This is a genomic window from Pseudomonas sp. 8209 (genome assembly GCF_028682105.1).
Lineage (GTDB): Bacteria > Pseudomonadota > Gammaproteobacteria > Pseudomonadales > Pseudomonadaceae > Aquipseudomonas > Aquipseudomonas palmensis.
Window position 1 is genome coordinate 100,178 of record NZ_JANIAH010000013.1, and the last position, 16,137, is coordinate 116,314.

The window sequence follows — 16,137 nt, forward strand, 5'->3', positions numbered from 1 at the left end:
TACATAACAGGGACACGGAAGGATTTCCTGCCAGGACGGCGGGACGAAAAGGATGTCAGGGAAACAGTCTGCAAAACCCCGCTTCGGCGGGGTTTTCTTTTGCCCGGGTTTTTTCTAGCCGAGCACATCCAGAGGTGAACCGCCGATCTGGCGAGGGTCGATCTCTTCCTCCAGCAGATTGCGCAGCAACTCCACCGACGCCTGCTGGCGCTGCGCATCGCGAAACACCAGGCCTACCTTCAGTGGCACCCGCGGCTCGCTCAGCGGCTTCCAGAGCAGCTCTGGATCGTCCGTGGCGTCGCGCGCACGCCCCGGCAACACGGTTGCCAGCGAGGTATGCGCCAGGCTGTCGAGAATCCCGCCCATGTTGTTCATCTCGGCCTGCACCTGCGGGCGGCGCCCGAGGTTGGCCAGTTGCGCCTGCCAGATCTGGCGTACCTGGAACTCTTCGCCCAGCATCAGCATGGGCAGTTCGGCGGCCTGCTTGAGCGAGACCTTCTTGAATTCGCGCAGCGGGTGCGTGTGCGGGATCACCAGTTGCAGCTCGTCTTCGTACAGCAGCAGGCCGTGAAGGCCCGGCTGGCGCGGCGGCAGGTAGCTGATGCCGATGTCCAGGGTGCCGTTGAGCAGGCGCCGTTCGATCTCCAGCCCCGACAGTTCGTAGATCTGCACCACCAGGTGTGGTTGCGCCTTGCGCAGGCGGTCGAGCAGTTGCGGCACCAGGCTCGGCCGTACCGTCTGCAGCACGCCGATGGCCAGGGTCCGCAAGGCCTGCCCGCGGAAGTTGCGCAACGCCTCGCGGGCGCGTTGCAGGCCGTCGAGCAGGGGCAGGGCGTGGTTGTACAGTGTGTGTGCGGCCAGGGTTGGCAACAGGCGCTTGTTGCCCCGTTCGAACAGGCTCACATCGAGGCTGTGCTCGAGCTGGCGGATCTGCTGCGACAGCGCTGGCTGCGACAGTGAAAGGCGTTCGGCGGCCCGGCCCACATGGCCTTCTTCATACACCGCGACGAAATAACGCAGTTGGCGAAAATCCATAAGCAATACTTATCAAAAAAGCTCGAAAAACGAAATGGCCGAAGGCCCGCGAGAAGCCTAGTCTATCCCGTATTCACAAGGTTTACAGGGCCAGAAGGCGCGATGAATACCGTGTATGTGGATGGCGTTTACATAGGCAAGGCAAAAAATGTCGGTTATGGGTTACTCACCGATATCGATAAGGAACAGGTTGCAAGAAGGCTGTGGTTATGGCCACAGGGGCTGGGCAGCGACGAACACGGCGACCCGCGCTTCCATACCGGCCCCGAGCGGGCCTTGCACCACTATCCGGCCGAGCACTACGCCTGGTGGCGGCGACGTTATCCACAGATCGACTGGTGCGCGCCGGGTTTTGGCGAAAACCTCTCGACCCGCGGCCTTACCGAAGAGCACGTCTGCCTGGGCGACATGTTCCGCTGGGGCGGGGCGCTGCTGCAGGTCAGCCAGCCGCGCTCGCCGTGCTACCGCCTGAGCCATCGCTGGGGCTTGCCGAACCTGCCGCAACAGGCGCAGGACGCGCTGCGCTGCGGCTGGTTCTACCGGGTGCTCAAGCCTGGCTTCGTCAGCGCCGACGAGCCGTTCGAACTGATACAACGCAGCTATCCGGGCCTGACCGTGGCCTGGGCACTGCATACTTTTTACCGTGAACCTCTGGAGCATGCGGGTTTGAAAAAGCTGGTGGATTGTCCGGCCCTCTCGTCACGCTGGCGCGACATCGCGATCAAGCGCCTGCGCAGCGGCCAGGTCGAGGACTGGGCCGCGCGCCTGCTTGGCCTGCCGCTGGAAGGGCTGCGCGCATGAACCTGTTCAATCTGCGTCGCCAGGCGGCGCGCGCTGCCGAGCAGGCACCGGCGCCGGTGGCACTGGCCCAGGCCGAGCAGCTGTCGCGGGAATGCCTGATGCCGGCCACCGAGCGTGCGCCACAGGTGTTCGTGCGCGGCCAGGGTTCATGGCTGTGGGACAACGAAGGCCGCGCCTATCTGGATTTCACCCAGGGTTGCGCGGTGAACAGCCTCGGGCACAGCCCCAAGGCGCTGGTGCAGGCACTGAGCAGCCAGGCCCAGGCATTGATCAACCCCGGCGCCGGCTTTCATAACCGTGGCCTGTTGAGCCTGGTCAACCGCCTGTGCCAGAGCACCGGCAGTGATCAGGCCTACCTGCTCAACAGTGGTGCCGAAGCCTGCGAAGGTGCGATCAAGCTGGCGCGCAAGTGGGGCCAGCTGCATCGCAATGGCGCCTACCACATCATCACTGCGCGCCAGAGCTGCCACGGGCGCAGCCTGGGGGCGCTGTCGGCCTCCGACCCGTCGGCGTGCAACCGCTGCGAGCCGGGCCTGCCGGGTTTCAGCAAGGTGCCGTTCAACGATCTGGCCGCGCTGCATGCAGCAGTGGACTCGCGTACCGTGGCGATCATGCTCGAGCCGATCCAGGGCGAGGCCGGGGTGATCCCGGCCACCCAGCAGTACCTCAAGGGTGTCGAGCGCCTGTGCCGCGAACTGGGCATCCTGCTGATCCTGGATGAGGTGCAGACCGGCGTGGGCCGTTGCGGCGCGCTGCTGGCCGAGCAGACCTACGGCGTGCGCGCCGACATCATCACCCTGGGCAAGGGCCTGGGCGGCGGTGTGCCGCTGGCCGCCCTGCTGGCGCGGGGTACGGCCTGCTGCGCCGAGGCCGGCGAGCTGGAAGGCAGTCACCATGGCAATGCACTGATGAGTGCGGCGGGCCTGGCGATTCTCGATGCCGTGCTGGAACCGGGCTTCATGGAGCAGGTGCAGGCGTCGGGGCGGCACCTGCGTGATGGCCTGAGCCACCTGGCGGGGCGTTATGGCCAGGGCGAGGTGCGCGGCCAGGGCTTGCTGTGGGGCCTGGAGCTGAGCGACGACTCGGCCGCGGCCCTGGTCAAGGCGGCGCTGCAGGAAGGGCTGCTGCTCAATGCGGCGCAGGCCAATGTGCTGCGCTTTTCGCCGGCGCTGACCGTCAGCCGGGGCAACATCGACGAAATGCTGCTGCGCCTGGCGCGTGCCTTTGCCCGTGTGCACACGGCGCAACTCAACCAGCGGCGTGCCTGACCCGGTAGCGCCGTACCAAATTCAACGAACCGTCTCGCGTTCCTGCGCATCGCCCCGGGCCTGATCCTTTTGGCCTGGGGCGTTTTTTTATGGGGGATGGCTATTTGAACCAGTGGGGGGTGCTTGCAGTCTGTAGTTAGGACTTTAGACAAGGAGCTGCCCGATGGACCTGATCCGAATTATCTTCGCCATTCTGTTGCCGCCGCTGGGCGTGTTCCTGCAGGTGGGTTTTGGTGGCGCCTTCTGGCTGAACATCCTGCTCACCTTGTGCGGTTACATTCCGGGGATCGTGCACGCGGTGTACATCATCGCCAAGCGCTAGACCGCGTCGCGGCCATCGCCTGTAGGAGCCGGCGTTGCCGGCGAATGGGCCTGTACGGTTCAGACCGCGCTGGGACATTCGCCAGCAAGGCTGGCTCCTACAATGGCAATGGCCGTGACAGAACCTCCCGGTAGAACTTCCACTCTTCTTCCAGCGCATGCGCCAGGTTCGCTGCCGTCCGGAACCCGTGCCGCTCGGTCGGGTAGAAATGCCCTTCGGCACGCACCCCATTGGCCTTCAGCGCCGCCAGCATCGAACGGGTCTGCTCCGGTACCACCACCGCATCCAGTTCGCCCTGGAAGAAAATCACCGGCACCTTGATCTGCGCGGCATGCAGCAGTGGCGTGCGCGCCTGATAACGCTGCACATCCTGCTGCGGGTCGCCGATCAGCCAGTCCAGGTAATCGCCTTCGAACTTGTGCGTGGCGCGCGTCAGCGCCAGCGGGTCGCTGACCCCGTACAGGCTCGCCCCGCCACGGAACACATTCTGGAACGCCAGCGCACACAGCGTGGTGTAGCCCCCGGCGCTGCCCCCGCGGATGAACGCCTGCGTCGGGTCGATCAACCCTTGCCCTGCCAGGAAGTCGACCACCGCGCAGGCATCCTGCACGTCCACTTCGCCCCAGCGCAGGTGCAGGGCCTGGCGATAGGCGCGGCCATAGCCGCTGCTGCCACGGTAGTTGAGGTCGGCCACGGCAAAGCCGCGCTGGGTCCAGTACTGGATGCGCGGGTCGAGCACCGGGAAGCACGCCGAGGTCGGTCCGCCATGCACGAACACCACCAGCGGCGGCGCCTCGACACCATTCATGGCCGGGTAGAAGAAGGCGTGCGCCTGGGCATCGCCGCTGGGGTAGGTGATGCTGCGCGGTTGGCTGACCTGTTCGCTGGGCAAGGGCATCGCACCGCCGGCCAGCACCTGAACGGCATGGCTGCGGCGGTCGATGGCGATGACGGCGGGCGTGCTGATGGCAGAGGCGGCGATGGCATACAGGTACCGGTCGTCGATCTCCAGGCAGCGAAAGCGGGTGTAGACGTCACTGAAGTCTTCCAGGGTGCCATCGGCATGATGCACGCCCAGGCGGCTGAAGCCGCCCTCGAACCAGCTCGCCAGATACCCGCCGCCGTCCAGGGGCAGCCAGGTGCTGGCGCCCAGTTGCCACGGTGCGCCAGCATGGTCGGCGCGCTCGGCCGGCAGTGCTGCCCAGCCCTGCGGGGTTTCGCCCCAGGGTTGCCAGTAGCCGTCACGATCCGACAGGCAGTACAGGCGACCGTCGGCATCGAAGCGCGGCTGCTGCAGCGATTCCGGTTGCGCCTCGCTGCCGGCGATGCAGCGCGGCGCTTCCCAGGTGTGTGCATCGCGGCGTTCGGCGCACAGCAGGCGGGTGGCAGTCCAGGGTTGGTGCGGGCGGCTCCATTCGATCCAGGCCAGGCGCTGGCCGTCGGCGCTGAGGGTGGGAGCGGCATAGAAGTCGGCGCCTTCGGCCAGTACCGTGCGGGTGCCGGCGGCGATCGATACCAGCCGGTGCACATCGGCGTCTTCTTCAACCGCCAGCACCTGGCCGGCGCCCCAGCGCAGGTCACCGTAGCGGCACGGGCCGTGGGTCAGCGGCTGCGGCTGCCCGCCGCCGAGCCCCTGGCTGTAGAGCTGCTGGTCGGCTTCGTTGACGAACACCAGCCCGTCGTCGCTCAGGCAGAAACCGCCGCCGCCATACTCGTAGACGCGGCTGCGCACGCTGAAGCCATCGGGAGTCAGGCAGCGGGCCTGGCCGTCACGCCACTGCCAGATGCGGCAACCACCGTCCTGGGGGCGAAACTCGTTCCAGAACAGCCCCAGCGGGCTGCGCTTGAGTTCGGCGTAGTCGGTGCCGGCGGCAACCGCCTGTTGTGCGCTGAAACGCTCAGCCGCGGGCGATGAGACGAGAGTTTCGATCATTGCGGAAGGTCATCTGGTCGATGGTCTGGGTGGCGGTTTCGGCCTCCTCCCGAGCAGCGAGGATGATCCCGTGGTCCGCCGATTTGGCGCAAACCGGGTCGGCATTGCTGGCGTCGCCGGTCAGCATGAAGGCCTGGCAGCGGCAGCCGCCGAAGTCCTTTTCTTTCTCGTCGCAGGAGCGGCACGGCTCGGGCATCCAGTCGTAACCGCGAAAACGATTGAAGCCGAACGAGTCATACCATATGTGCTGCATGCTGTGTTCGCGCACGTTGGGGAATTGTACCGGCAACTGGCGTGCGCCATGGCACGGCAGTGCGGTGCCGTCCGGGGTGACGGTGAGGAAGATGCTGCCCCAGCCGTTCATGCAGCCCTTGGGCCGCTCTTCATAGTAGTCGGGGGTGACGAAGATCAGCTTGCACGGGTTGCCCGCAGCCTGCAGTTTCTCGCGGTATTCGTTGGTGATGCGTTCGGCGCGCTCCAGCTGCGCGCGGGTGGGCAGCAGGCCGGCGCGGTTGAGCTTGGCCCAGCCGTAGAACTGGCACGTGGCGAGCTCGACGAAGTCGGCTTCCAGGGCGATGCACAGCTCGATGATGCGGTCGATCTTGTCGATGTTGTGCCGGTGGGTGACGAAGTTCAGCACCATCGGGTAGCCGTGGGCCTTGACCGCGCGCGCCATCTCCAGCTTCTGCGCGAAGGCTTTCTTCGAGCCGGCCAGCAGGTTGTTGACCTGTTCGTCGCTGGCCTGGAAGCTGATCTGGATGTGGTCCAGCCCGGCGCGCTTGAAGTCGGCGATCTTCTGTTCGGTCAGGCCGATGCCGGAGGTGATCAGGTTGGTGTAGTAGCCCAGGCGGCGCCCCTCGCCGATCAGCTCGGCCAGGTCCTGGCGCACCAGTGGCTCGCCGCCGGAAAAGCCCAGCTGCGCGGCGCCCATTTCACGCGCCTCGGCCATCACCTTGAACCACTGCTCGGTGCTCAACTCCTTGCCCTGCTCGGCGAAGTCCAGCGGGTTGGAGCAGTACGGGCATTGCAGCGGGCAGCGGTAGGTCAGCTCGGCCAGCAGCCACAGCGGCAGGCCGGCTGCGGGCTTGGCCGGTACCTCACTCAAGGACGATCCAGTGTTGCTCACGGGCGACCTCCATGAATTGCTCGATGTCGTCACCGAGTTCGGGTACACCGGGGAATTGAACGTCCAGCTCGGCAATGATCGCGGCCACATCGCGCTTGCCGTCGATCAGCCCGCCGATCAGCGCGGCGCTTTCGTTGAGCTTGATCATGCCTTCGGGGTAGAGCAGCACATGGCCCTTCTGCGCCGGTTCGTACTGGAAGCGGTAGCCGGGGCGCCAGTGCGGCGTCTTCGAACGGTCGAAACTCATAAGGTGATCCCCTTGTGCCACACCCGCTCGCTGGTGACGCTGTGGTAGGGCGGGCGGTTCAGTTCATAGGCCATGCTCATGGCGTCGAGCATGCTCCACAGAATATCGAGCTTGAACTGAAGAATCTCCAGCATGCGTTGTTGACCCTGCACCGTGGTGTAGTGCTGCAGGGTGATGCTCAGGCCATGCTCCACATCGCGCCGGGCCTGGCCCAGGCGGGTGCGGAAGTACTCGTAGCCGGCCGGGTCGATCCAGGGATAGTGCTGTGGCCAGCTGTCCAGGCGTGACTGGTGGATCTGCGGGGCGAACAGTTCGGTCAGCGAGCTGCTGGCCGCTTCCTGCCAGCTGGCACGGCGGGCGAAGTTGACGTAGGCGTCGACCGCGAAGCGCACGCCGGGCAGCACCAGCTCCTGCGAGCGTAGCTGGTCGGGGTCCAGGCCCACGGCCTGGCCCAGGCGCAGCCAGGCTTCGATGCCGCCGTCTTCGCCGGGGGCGCCGTCGTGGTCGAGCAGGCGCTGGATCCACTCACGGCGGATCTCGCGGTCCGGGCAGTTGGCCAGGATCGCCGCATCCTTCATCGGGATGTTGACCTGGTAGTAGAAGCGGTTGGCGACCCAGCCCTGGATCTGCTCGCGGCTGGCGCGGCCTTCATACATGGCCACGTGGTAGGGGTGATGGATGTGGTAGTAGGCGCCCTTGGCGCGCAAGGCCTGCTCGAACGCGGCGGGGGAAAGCGGTACGGCTTCGCTCATGGGGGCTCCTACAGCTCGATGCTCATGCCGTCGAAGGCCACTTCGACGTTGCGGCGGGCCAGTTCGGCGCGCTCGGCGGAGTCTTCATCGAGAATCGGGTTGGTGTTGTTGATGTGGATAAGTACCTTGCGCTGGTCGGGGAAGCCTTCGAGTACCTCGAGCATGCCGCCGGGGCCATTCTGTGCCAGGTGACCCATCTCGCGGCCCGTACGGGTACCGACACCGCGGCGCTGCATCTCATCATCCTCCCACAGCGTGCCGTCGACCAGCAGGCAATCGGCGTCGTGCATCAGTTGCAGCAGCTTGTCGTCGAACTGGCCAAGGCCCGGGGCGTAGAACAGCTTGCCGCCGGTGCGCAGGTCTTCGACCATCAGCCCCAGGTTGTCGCCCGGGTGCGGGTCGAAGCGGTGCGGGGAGTAGGGCGGCGCGGCGCTGCGCAGCGGGAACGGGGTAAAGCGCAGGTTCGGGCACGCCTCGATCACGAAGCTGCCTTCGAGCTCTATGCGGTTCCACTGCAGGCCACCGTTCCAGTGGCTGAGCATGGTGAACAGAGGGAAGCCGGTGCTCAGGTCCTGGTGGACCATGTCGGTGCACCACACCTGGTGCGGGCAACCTTCGCGCAGGCTGAGCAGGCCGGTGGTGTGGTCGATCTGGCTGTCGAGCAGGATGATCGCGTTGATCCCGGTGTCGCGCAGGGCGCGGGCGGGCTGCATGGGGGCGAAGCCTTGCAGCTGCGCGCGGATGTCCGGCGAGGCGTTGCACAGCACCCAGTGCACCCCGTCGTCGGACAGCGCGATCGAGGACTGGGTGCGTGCGCTGGCGCGCAAGGTGCCGTCGCGAAAGCCCTTGCAGTTGTCGCAGTTGCAGTTCCACTGCGGGAAACCGCCGCCGGCGGCGGAACCTAGAATCTGGATGTACATGGCCACTCCTGCTGCGTCCAAAAATGAAAACGCCCCGGCTGACCGAGGCGTTGTACCGCAAGCAGACTCAGCGACTTGCGAAATACATGGTCACTTCAAAGCCAATACGCAGGTCAGTGTAAGCAGGTTTGGTCCACATGGGAGTACTCCTTCCGGATAGGTCTGGGGGCGGGTGGCTACATATTTAGGCCCCCCTTTGAAACAAGGGGTTACAACGGCCCGGGTAGCGCCATCTTACTAAAATTAATGGACAGTTTGGTTAAACCTGCGAGAAAGGCTGTTGCGTTGCCGGTAACAATCCGCCCTGTGCGGCGCTGGCCAGGTACAGGGCGTTGTCGAACAGGTGCCGGGCGGCGTGTTCGAGCTGCTGTGCGGTGACGGCCAGCAGCTGCTGTCGCAGCGTGTCCAGGCTGGGGGTGTCGCTGCCGGCCAGCCGCGCCTGCCAGGCCCATTCGGCGACGTCGGCATTGCCCATGTCCGGTTCGTGGAACTGCGCCGCCAGGGCCTGACGCGCCTCGGCATCATCGGTCAGGTCATGGGTGAAGCCTGCGACCACGCAGCGCATGTGCTCGAGAATCTGTGCCGGGTCGGCCTTGGGCGACTGCACGCCCAGCAGCAGGCCGGTATGGCCCTGCACCTGGCGCAATGCGCTGAACACTGCATAGCCCAGTTGCAGCTCCACCCGCAGGCGCTGGTAGAAGGGCCCTTGCAGTCGATGTGCCAGCAGCCGGTACACCGCCTCGCTGCCGGGCGGGGCGGGGCAGAACACCAGCAGTGCGTGCTCGCCTTCGGGCAGCGGCACATGCTGCCAGGGCCCTGTGGCATCGCCGGTTATCGGCTCGGCCATGCCCGGCTGTCCCGGTACCTGGGCCAGCAGCGCATTCAGCGCCGGCTGCACCGCTTCGGTGAAGCCGCAGGTCATGCCCTGCCAGCGGGCATGCTGCCAGAGCGCGTCCAGCTCGGGCTGGGCGATCAGGCAGGCCGGCAATGGCCCCGGGTCACGCCCGACGATGTAGCTCGGCAACTGCTTTAGCAGCAGGCGGATCGGGATCAGCGCCGGCTCGGTGCCTGGGCCTGCGCTCCAGTCCTGGGCGGCAGGCAGGCGCAGCAGCGCCAATGCCTGCTCGACGACTGCGACCACGGCGGGCGGTGACCCGGCGCAGCGCAGTTGCCAGAGGTGCTCGCACTCGCTCCATTGCAGCTCCACCGAGGCGCGGGTGGCGCGCTCGACCAGTGGGCGCAGGGCACCTTCGAGTACGCGCCACAGCCGCGCGCGCAACGCCGAGCGCACCTGCCAGCGCAGGTAGATCACGCCGTACTGCCGCACGGCCGGCAGCGCCGGGCTGTGGATAACCCCGGCGGGTGTCGGCGTAGCGGGTGCATCGCTGAAACCGACGGCCAGCAAGGGCTCGGCAGGTGGCAGTCGCCAGGGCTGGCGGGCTTGCTCGGTGAAGGGTTCGAGCAGGCCTTGCAGTGCCGCCAGGCCCTGGGCGTCGAGTGCACTGAATGGCTGGCCGCTGCTGTCGCGGCGCGCCAGTTCCAGGGCGCCGGCGGCCAGCGCGCGTGACTGCTGGATACGTGCATATTCGCTGTTCAGCGCCGTCAGGTCGGCATCGCGCAAGAAGCTCAGCCAGTCCCGGAACAGGTCTTCGACCTGGTCGGCAGGTGCCGCGTCATTGAGCTTGAAGCGCGCGTGCAGCAGTGCCTGTGCGGCGAACTGATGCAATGCCGAAAAACTGAAATCCTCCAGCCAGCGCCGTTCGCGCAAAGCGGCCAGCAGCCCGCCCGGGCGGGTGTCCGAAAGCCAGGTGTCGAGAAAGGCGATCGCCTGGGCAGCGCCGGCGGGCAGCCGTTCATAGCCGAGCAGCACATCCCGTTGCCCGGGCAGCTGTTCAACCCGCGCAGCGCGAAGCTGCAGCGCCGGTGCCGGGCCTTGTTCGATGGCCTGCCCGGGTGCGAAGACGGCGCCGTACTGCATGGCCAGGGCTTCAAGGGTGGCCAGCGGCTGTGGGCCGACCAGGCTCAAGGTCATCTGCCCGGCCTGGTAGTAGCGTTGGTGAAAGGCTTGCAGGGCGCTCTGGAAGGCCGCGTCGGGTACCGGCAGGCTGTAGCGGTTGCCAGCGTGAAAACCGCTCAGCGGATGCTGCGCCGACACGCTCTGCAGCAGTGCGTGCTGACGCTGCGCTTCGGGGTTGCGCGCCCAGGCAATGAACTCGGCATGGATCACTTCGCGCTCGCGCAGCTGTTGCGCACGGTCGGCCTGGGGGGTGGCGAGCATTTCACACAAGCGCTCGATGCCCCCCTCGAAGGCGGCAGCCGGCACTTCGAAGAAGAAGTCGGTGGTGCGCTCCCGCGTGCTGGCATTGACCTGGCCGCCCTGGCGCTGCACGTAGCGCATCAGGGCGTCGTCGATGGCAAAGCGCGGGTTGCCGAGAAAGAACAGGTGTTCGAGAAAGTGCGCCAGCCCCGGCCAGGCGTTGGGAGCATCGTGGCTGCCGGCGCGAACCCGCACTGCCGCTGCACAGCGCTTGAGCCGCGGTGCATGGCGCAGGGTGACGTGCAGGCCGTTGGGCAGGGTGAGGTGGGCGCAGGACATGACGGCTCCGGTAACGTGCGAACCGTCATGCTAGCGGATAAATCAGTGCTTGCGCGGGCCGCCGTGGAGTTCCACACGCAGGTCGTGCAGGTACGGTGTGCTGGCGCGGCCTTCGTGCACCCGTTGCACCTCGAGGTCGGCCACCAGCAGCGTGGGCTCATGCCCGGCCATGGCCAGCAGGCTGCCGTCCGGGCCGATGATGCTGCTTTGGCCGCAATAGTGGATCTGCTCCTCGGCGCCGCAGTAGTTGGCATACACCAGGTAGCACTGGTTCTCCTGGGCGCGTACGCGCACGGTGAACTGGCAGATGAAATCGTAGGGCCGCATGTTGGCTGTCGGCACCACGATCAGCTCGGCCCCGGCCAGGGCCAGGCGGCGGGCGTTTTCCGGGAACTCGATGTCGTAGCAGATCAACAGGCCCAGCTGCCAGCCATTGAGCGTGACCACCGGGAAATGGTCGGGGCCGGGGCTGAACATGGCGCGGTCCAGCCCGCCGAACAGGTGGGTCTTGCGGTAGTTGGCCAGGCTGCTGCCGTGGGCGTCGATCAACTGCACGCTGTTGTACACCTGGCCGTCCTCGCCAAGCTCGGGGTAGCCGTAGACGATGGCGATGCGGTTGGCCTGGGCAATTTCCACCACGGCCATGGCCGATGCGCCGTCCTGCGGCTCGGCCAGGCGTGCGACCGCTTCGCTGCCGATGTTGTAGCCGCTGAGGAACATCTCGGGGCACACCAGCAGTTCGGCGCCGCGTGCCGCCGCCAGCTGCGCCTGCTGGTGCAGGCGCTCGAGGTTGCCGGCCACGTCCATCGGGTGGGGCTGGCCCTGGTACAGGGCTATGCGCATGGGTCTCTCCTTTCAGTCGGCCAGGGCGATCGGGCCGATCTCGTTGAATACATCGCCAGGGCCGGGGTTGTCGGCGTGGGTGCGGCCACCGAAGTGGTTCATGATGCCCCATACCGCGTTGAGCGAGGTCTGCACCGCGCCTTCGACCCAGGCCGGGGTCCAGGAGACGTCGTCGCCTGCGATAAAGATGCCGCGCTGCTCGGCAGGCAGGTCCTGCTGCATGAAGTGCGCGTACATGCGCTGATTGTAACGATAATGACCGGGCAGGGCGCCCTTGAACGCCCCCAGGAAATGCGGGTCGGCTTCCCACGACACAGTGATCGGGTCGCCGATGATGTGCCCGGCGATATCGACCTTGGGGTAGATCTTCTTCAGGGCGTCCAGCGCCAGTTTCACGCGTTTTTCCACCGGGTGCGGCAGCATCTTGAGCGCATCGCTCATCCACGAGTACGACAGGCAGATCACCCCCGGCCTGTCGTCGCCGTTGTCGAACAGGTAGGTGCCGCGGGTGAGGCGGTCGGTGAGGGTCATGCTCATCAGGTCGCGGCCGGTCTGCGGGTCCTTGTCCTTCCAGAACGGGCGGTCGACCATCACGAAGGTCTTGGACGACTGCATGTAGCGGGTGCGGTCCAGGGCCATCCACATCTTCTGCGAGAACAGCGACTCCTCGCACTCGATCTGGGTGGTCAGCAGCCAGCTCTGACAGGTGGTGAGCACCGCGGCGTAATGGCGGGTGACGCCCCAGGTGTCGGTAACGGCCAGGCGCCCATCGTCGGCGCGCGCGATGCTTTTCACCCCTGAATGTGGCGTGCCACGGTGCAACGAGCTGAGGCTGGTGCCTTGCGGCCAGTGGGCGCAGCGTTGCGGCACATGCCGCCAGATGCCCAGGGGCACCTGCTCGACACCGCCCACCACCAGGTGCTGGTGATCGTCGCAGTTGGTCATCACCACGCGGAAGATCTCGAGCATCGAGTTGGGGAAGTCGGAGTCCCAGCCGCCGGTGCCAAAGCCGACCTGGCCGAACACTTCGCGGTGCAGGAAGCTGAGCTTGGCGAAGGCCTTGGAGGTGGCGACGAAGTCGTAGAAGGTGCGGTCGTCCCACAGCGGCACCAGGGTGTTCCACAGCGCCTTCAGGCGCGGCACGTCGCGATCGCGGATTGCCTGCTGGATGTCGCCGAAGCGTGCGCCATCCTCCAGCGCATCGGCCCAGGCATCGGCCACTTCCTGGAACAGTGCCGGCAGGTCGCTGAGTTTTTCGGCGTAGTGGGTCTGGCCCTCGAGGTCGATCACCGTGCTGCCGGAGGCGGGGGTCAGCGGGTTGGGGAAGGGTCTGGTCTCCAGGCCCAGCTTGTCGACGTAGTGATAGAAGGCCGTGGAAGACACCGGGAAGCGCATGCCACCCAGCTCGGCGACGATGCCTTCGGCGCCGGAGAAGGTCTGCGAGCGCAGGCGCCCGCCCATTTTCGACGCCTCGTACACCACCGGCTTGAGGCCCAGCTTCATCAGCTCGTAGGCGGCCACCAGGCCGGCGATGCCGGCACCGACGATGGCCACCTCCTCACCGTGGCGCTCGGCGGGAATGCTGCCCAGGCCGGCCGGGTGCTCGATCCAGTCGTCGAAGGCGAAGGGGAAGTCCGGGCCGAAGATGGTGACCGGTTTTTTGCCGTCGGCGGGGTGGCGATTGTTCTTGTTCATGGGAGACCTTGCCAGGGCTGCGCGGGGAGCGGAGCTTGAGTATAGGAAATGCTGGCGGTCATTCTACGAGGGGAGGGTGTTGGTTATTAAGATGCAGAGTGTCGTCGTTTTGTGGGTATTTTTGTCATTGTGACGGGATGCTTGAGCAGAGTGATGCCTTCGCCGGCAAGGCCGGCTCCTACAGGTTTGCGAGCACCGTTAGCATGCTTGCCAGCGAAGGGCCCTATCTGTTCCCCGCTAATCCATGTCAAACCGGTTGGCCGCGGTCCACCTTGCTGCTGAGGATGATCGAGGTGGTGGTTTTCTCCACGCCCTCGACACTGCCAATCTGGTCGAGCAACTGGTCCAGTTGTTCGGGCGAATCGCTGCGCAGCCACGCCACATAGTCGAACTCGCCACTGACCGCACACAACTGCTGGATCTGCCCCATGGCGCTCAGGCGGCGTACCACCTCCTTGCCCGAGCGGGGGCGCACGGTGATGCCCACATAGGCCTGCAGGCCGCCGTCGATCACACGTTGGCCAAGGCGCACGCCGTAACCGCTGATGACGTTGGTTTTCTCCAGGCGCGCCAGGCGCGAGGTCACGGTGGTGCGGGCAATGCCCAGTTGCCGGGCAAGCATGGCCACGCTTTCGCGGGCATTGATCTGCAGGGCGGCGATCAGTTGACGGTCGATTTCATCGAGGGCGACAGGGCGGGTGGGCATGGACAGGGATCGTTTCTTTCGCTTGGGAAGTGGGCCGATTAAGGCAGCTAATCGACCCACTGTCCACGCCGGTGCTATCAGGGCGCGGCCTTGAAGCAGTGCTCCAGCCCCGGGAACTCCCCGCTGCGCACCTCGCGGGCGTAGTGCTCCAGTGCCTGTTCGATCTGCGGTTGCAGCTCGGCATAGCGTTTGACGAAGCGCGGCTGGTACTCGCCGAACAGGCCCAGCAGGTCCTCGGTCACCAGCACCTGCCCATCGCACGCAGGGGATGCGCCAATGCCGATGGTGGGGATGTGCAACGCTTCGCTCAGGCTGCGGGCCAGCGGCTCGGCGATGCCCTCGAGCACCACCGAGAACGCCCCCGCCGCCTGCATGGCCAAGGCATCGTCGCGCACCTTGGTTGCGCTTTGTTCATCCCGCCCCTGGGCCTTGAAGCCGCCCATGCTGTTGACCTGCTGCGGCATCAGGCCCACGTGCGCCATCACCGGAATGCCACGGCGCACCAGAAATTCGACGGTGTGGGCCATTTCGGCGCCACCTTCGAGCTTGATGCCCTGTGCACCGGTTTCGCGCAGCACCCGGGCGGCGCTGACAAATGCCTGCTCCGGCGAGGCCTGATAGCAGCCGAACGGCAGGTCGACCACCACGCAGGCGCGCTCTGCCCCGCGCATCACCGCCTGGCCATGGGCAATCATCATGTCCAGGGTCACGCCCAGGGTGCTGGGCATGCCGTACAGCACCATGCCCACCGAATCGCCGACGATGATCAGGTCGGCATGGGCATCCACCCAGCGGGCCATGGGCAGGCTGTAGGCGGTCAGCACCACCAGGCTGCCGGCGCCCTTGCGCTGCTGGATGGCGGGAATGGTCAGGCGGTTTTGACGTACATGGGTGCTCATCGACAAGTCTCCGATCAGGTTGTGCAACGGGTCGCGGCGCAGGCTACCATCGGCACTTTTGGCTCACTTGAGCAAAGGGGACAGCTGATGCCGCAAGCGGGACAGATACCGCAGGTGCCGCCCGTACCGCTGGCGCTTTCGCGCCCGGTGCAGCGGCGCATGTTCGGCATACCGGCAGGTTATGAAGTGCAGATGCACAGCCATGACTGGGTGCAGTTCACCTATGCCAGCGCCGGGATCATGCAGGTGCTGACCGAGCGCCACAGCTATCTGCTGCCGCCGCAGTGCGCGTTGTGGATTCCGCCAGGGGTGCAGCACACGGCGTTCAGTGAGCAGGCGCTGGCGTTTCGCGGGCTGTACCTGGATGCCGCGGTGCTGCCGGGCGCTCGCCGTGACTGCGCGGTACTGCAGGTGACGCCGCTGGTGCGCGAGCTGATCGAACGGGTCAGCCACTTTCCCGCCGACTACCCTGACGACGGGCCGCAGGCGCGCCTGCTGCAGGTGCTGGTGGACGAGTTGCAGGGGCTGGCCGAAGCACCGTTCAGCCTGCCGCTGCCCAGCGACCCGCGCCTGCGCCGGATCACCGATGCACTGCAGGCCGAGCCTGGGGACAACCGCACCATCGAGCAATGGGCGCAGCAGGTGGGGGCATCGCGGCGCACCCTGGTGCGCCTGTTTCAGGCGCAGACCCAGCTTTCATTCCGTGAATGGCGCCAGCGCCTGCGCTTGCTGGCCGCATTGCCGTTGCTGGCGCAGGGCATGAGCGTGACTCGGCTGGCGAATGAACTGGGGTATGACTCGGTGTCGGCGTTCATCGGGTTGTTTCAGCGCCACTATGGGAAGACGCCGGGGGTGTATGCGGCCAGTTTGGGGATGTGATTGTGAAGTTCTGAGGGCCGGAAACGCAATGCGCGGCTTTGAGTATGGTGGGCCCACACGGACTAGTGTTTAGCGTAATTGGCGAAATGGTTGGAAGCTGGGCACTGTACCGCCA

16 protein-coding genes are annotated in these 16,137 nt (G+C 66.0%); 4 read left to right on the forward strand and 12 right to left on the reverse strand.

Going from position 1 to position 16,137, the window contains the following annotated elements:
* Positions 1-114: 114 nt before the first annotated feature.
* A complete protein-coding gene (locus NP552_RS24215; RefSeq protein ID WP_043863687.1) occupies positions 115-1,035 on the reverse strand; it encodes a LysR family transcriptional regulator in 921 nt (306 codons plus the stop codon).
* A gap of 102 nt (positions 1,036-1,137) precedes the next feature.
* Here NP552_RS24215 and NP552_RS24220 point away from each other — a divergent pair, with 102 nt between their 5' ends.
* From NP552_RS24220 to NP552_RS24230, 3 genes are all read left to right on the forward strand, one after another.
* Positions 1,138-1,836, forward strand: coding sequence for an MOSC domain-containing protein (locus NP552_RS24220; protein WP_058541823.1), 699 nt, complete (start codon positions 1,138-1,140; stop codon positions 1,834-1,836).
* Positions 1,833-3,104: an aspartate aminotransferase family protein gene (locus tag NP552_RS24225; protein WP_043863689.1), complete on the forward strand. Its 1,272-nt coding sequence runs from the start codon at positions 1,833-1,835 to the stop codon at positions 3,102-3,104. Before NP552_RS24220 ends, NP552_RS24225 begins: the two co-directional genes overlap by 4 nt.
* A gap of 163 nt (positions 3,105-3,267) precedes the next feature.
* Positions 3,268-3,426 (forward strand): YqaE/Pmp3 family membrane protein, encoded by a 159-nt coding sequence (locus tag NP552_RS24230; protein WP_011063854.1) that lies wholly within the window; start codon positions 3,268-3,270, stop codon positions 3,424-3,426.
* 97 nt (positions 3,427-3,523) lie between these two features.
* On the opposite strand, the gene NP552_RS24235 is transcribed toward NP552_RS24230, so the two are convergent.
* The 11 genes from NP552_RS24235 to panB all read right to left on the reverse strand — a co-directional run bounded on the left by NP552_RS24235 (position 3,524) and on the right by panB (position 15,143).
* Positions 3,524-5,359 (reverse strand): S9 family peptidase, encoded by a 1,836-nt coding sequence (locus NP552_RS24235; protein WP_274097230.1) that lies wholly within the window; start codon positions 5,357-5,359, stop codon positions 3,524-3,526.
* Positions 5,325-6,485, reverse strand: coding sequence for a pyrroloquinoline quinone biosynthesis protein PqqE (gene pqqE, locus NP552_RS24240; RefSeq protein ID WP_274097231.1), 1,161 nt, complete (start codon positions 6,483-6,485; stop codon positions 5,325-5,327). The genes NP552_RS24235 and pqqE overlap by 35 nt, the downstream gene beginning before the upstream one ends.
* The gene (gene pqqD, locus NP552_RS24245; RefSeq protein ID WP_043863692.1) at positions 6,457-6,732 is read right to left on the reverse strand and encodes a pyrroloquinoline quinone biosynthesis peptide chaperone PqqD; all 276 of its coding nucleotides are present in this window, start codon (positions 6,730-6,732) and stop codon (positions 6,457-6,459) included. Before pqqD ends, pqqE begins: the two co-directional genes overlap by 29 nt.
* Entirely contained in the window at positions 6,729-7,484 is a 756-nt protein-coding gene (gene pqqC / locus NP552_RS24250) for a pyrroloquinoline-quinone synthase PqqC (protein ID WP_054915971.1), read from the reverse strand. The genes pqqD and pqqC overlap by 4 nt, the downstream gene beginning before the upstream one ends.
* A gap of 8 nt (positions 7,485-7,492) precedes the next feature.
* Positions 7,493-8,404 carry a pyrroloquinoline quinone biosynthesis protein PqqB gene (gene pqqB / locus NP552_RS24255; RefSeq protein ID WP_054915970.1) on the reverse strand — a complete coding sequence of 304 codons (912 nt, stop codon included), beginning with the start codon at positions 8,402-8,404 and terminating at the stop codon, positions 7,493-7,495.
* 67 nt (positions 8,405-8,471) lie between these two features.
* Positions 8,472-8,543 (reverse strand): pyrroloquinoline quinone precursor peptide PqqA, encoded by a 72-nt coding sequence (pqqA, locus tag NP552_RS24260; RefSeq protein ID WP_008365141.1) that lies wholly within the window; start codon positions 8,541-8,543, stop codon positions 8,472-8,474.
* Between the two features lie 120 nt (positions 8,544-8,663).
* Positions 8,664-11,000, reverse strand: a complete 2,337-nt coding sequence (gene pqqF / locus NP552_RS24265) for a pyrroloquinoline quinone biosynthesis protein PqqF (protein ID WP_274097232.1) — start codon at positions 10,998-11,000, stop codon at positions 8,664-8,666.
* Positions 11,001-11,042: 42 nt separating this feature from the next.
* Positions 11,043-11,843: a carbon-nitrogen hydrolase family protein gene (locus NP552_RS24270; protein WP_274097233.1), complete on the reverse strand. Its 801-nt coding sequence runs from the start codon at positions 11,841-11,843 to the stop codon at positions 11,043-11,045.
* A gap of 12 nt (positions 11,844-11,855) precedes the next feature.
* Positions 11,856-13,538, reverse strand: a complete 1,683-nt coding sequence (locus NP552_RS24275) for a flavin monoamine oxidase family protein (protein WP_043863697.1) — start codon at positions 13,536-13,538, stop codon at positions 11,856-11,858.
* A gap of 247 nt (positions 13,539-13,785) precedes the next feature.
* Positions 13,786-14,244 (reverse strand): Lrp/AsnC family transcriptional regulator, encoded by a 459-nt coding sequence (locus NP552_RS24280; protein ID WP_054915967.1) that lies wholly within the window; start codon positions 14,242-14,244, stop codon positions 13,786-13,788.
* A 77-nt stretch (positions 14,245-14,321) separates the two neighbouring features.
* The gene (panB, locus tag NP552_RS24285; protein ID WP_043863699.1) at positions 14,322-15,143 is read right to left on the reverse strand and encodes a 3-methyl-2-oxobutanoate hydroxymethyltransferase; all 822 of its coding nucleotides are present in this window, start codon (positions 15,141-15,143) and stop codon (positions 14,322-14,324) included.
* 87 nt (positions 15,144-15,230) lie between these two features.
* On the opposite strand from panB, the gene NP552_RS24290 reads away from it, so the two are divergent.
* Entirely contained in the window at positions 15,231-16,022 is a 792-nt protein-coding gene (locus NP552_RS24290) for an AraC family transcriptional regulator (RefSeq protein ID WP_088514296.1), read from the forward strand.
* Positions 16,023-16,137 lie beyond the last annotated feature (115 nt).

What these genes read in the sequence shown, in the direction of transcription:
- NP552_RS24290 (WP_088514296.1), top strand. Translation starts at nt 15,231, where the DNA reads ATGCCGCAAGCGGGACAGATACCGCAGGTGCCGCCCGTACCGCTGGCG.
- NP552_RS24270 (WP_274097233.1), bottom strand. Translation starts at nt 11,843, where the DNA reads ATGCGCATAGCCCTGTACCAGGGCCAGCCCCACCCGATGGACGTGGCC.
- pqqF (WP_274097232.1), bottom strand. Translation starts at nt 11,000, where the DNA reads ATGTCCTGCGCCCACCTCACCCTGCCCAACGGCCTGCACGTCACCCTG.
- NP552_RS24280 (WP_054915967.1), bottom strand. Translation starts at nt 14,244, where the DNA reads ATGCCCACCCGCCCTGTCGCCCTCGATGAAATCGACCGTCAACTGATC.
- NP552_RS24235 (WP_274097230.1), bottom strand. Translation starts at nt 5,359, where the DNA reads ATGATCGAAACTCTCGTCTCATCGCCCGCGGCTGAGCGTTTCAGCGCA.
- pqqB (WP_054915970.1), bottom strand. Translation starts at nt 8,404, where the DNA reads ATGTACATCCAGATTCTAGGTTCCGCCGCCGGCGGCGGTTTCCCGCAG.
- NP552_RS24225 (WP_043863689.1), top strand. Translation starts at nt 1,833, where the DNA reads ATGAACCTGTTCAATCTGCGTCGCCAGGCGGCGCGCGCTGCCGAGCAG.
- NP552_RS24275 (WP_043863697.1), bottom strand. Translation starts at nt 13,538, where the DNA reads ATGAACAAGAACAATCGCCACCCCGCCGACGGCAAAAAACCGGTCACC.
- NP552_RS24220 (WP_058541823.1), top strand. Translation starts at nt 1,138, where the DNA reads ATGAATACCGTGTATGTGGATGGCGTTTACATAGGCAAGGCAAAAAAT.
- pqqC (WP_054915971.1), bottom strand. Translation starts at nt 7,484, where the DNA reads ATGAGCGAAGCCGTACCGCTTTCCCCCGCCGCGTTCGAGCAGGCCTTG.
- panB (WP_043863699.1), bottom strand. Translation starts at nt 15,143, where the DNA reads ATGAGCACCCATGTACGTCAAAACCGCCTGACCATTCCCGCCATCCAG.
- NP552_RS24230 (WP_011063854.1), top strand. Translation starts at nt 3,268, where the DNA reads ATGGACCTGATCCGAATTATCTTCGCCATTCTGTTGCCGCCGCTGGGC.
- NP552_RS24215 (WP_043863687.1), bottom strand. Translation starts at nt 1,035, where the DNA reads ATGGATTTTCGCCAACTGCGTTATTTCGTCGCGGTGTATGAAGAAGGC.
- pqqD (WP_043863692.1), bottom strand. Translation starts at nt 6,732, where the DNA reads ATGAGTTTCGACCGTTCGAAGACGCCGCACTGGCGCCCCGGCTACCGC.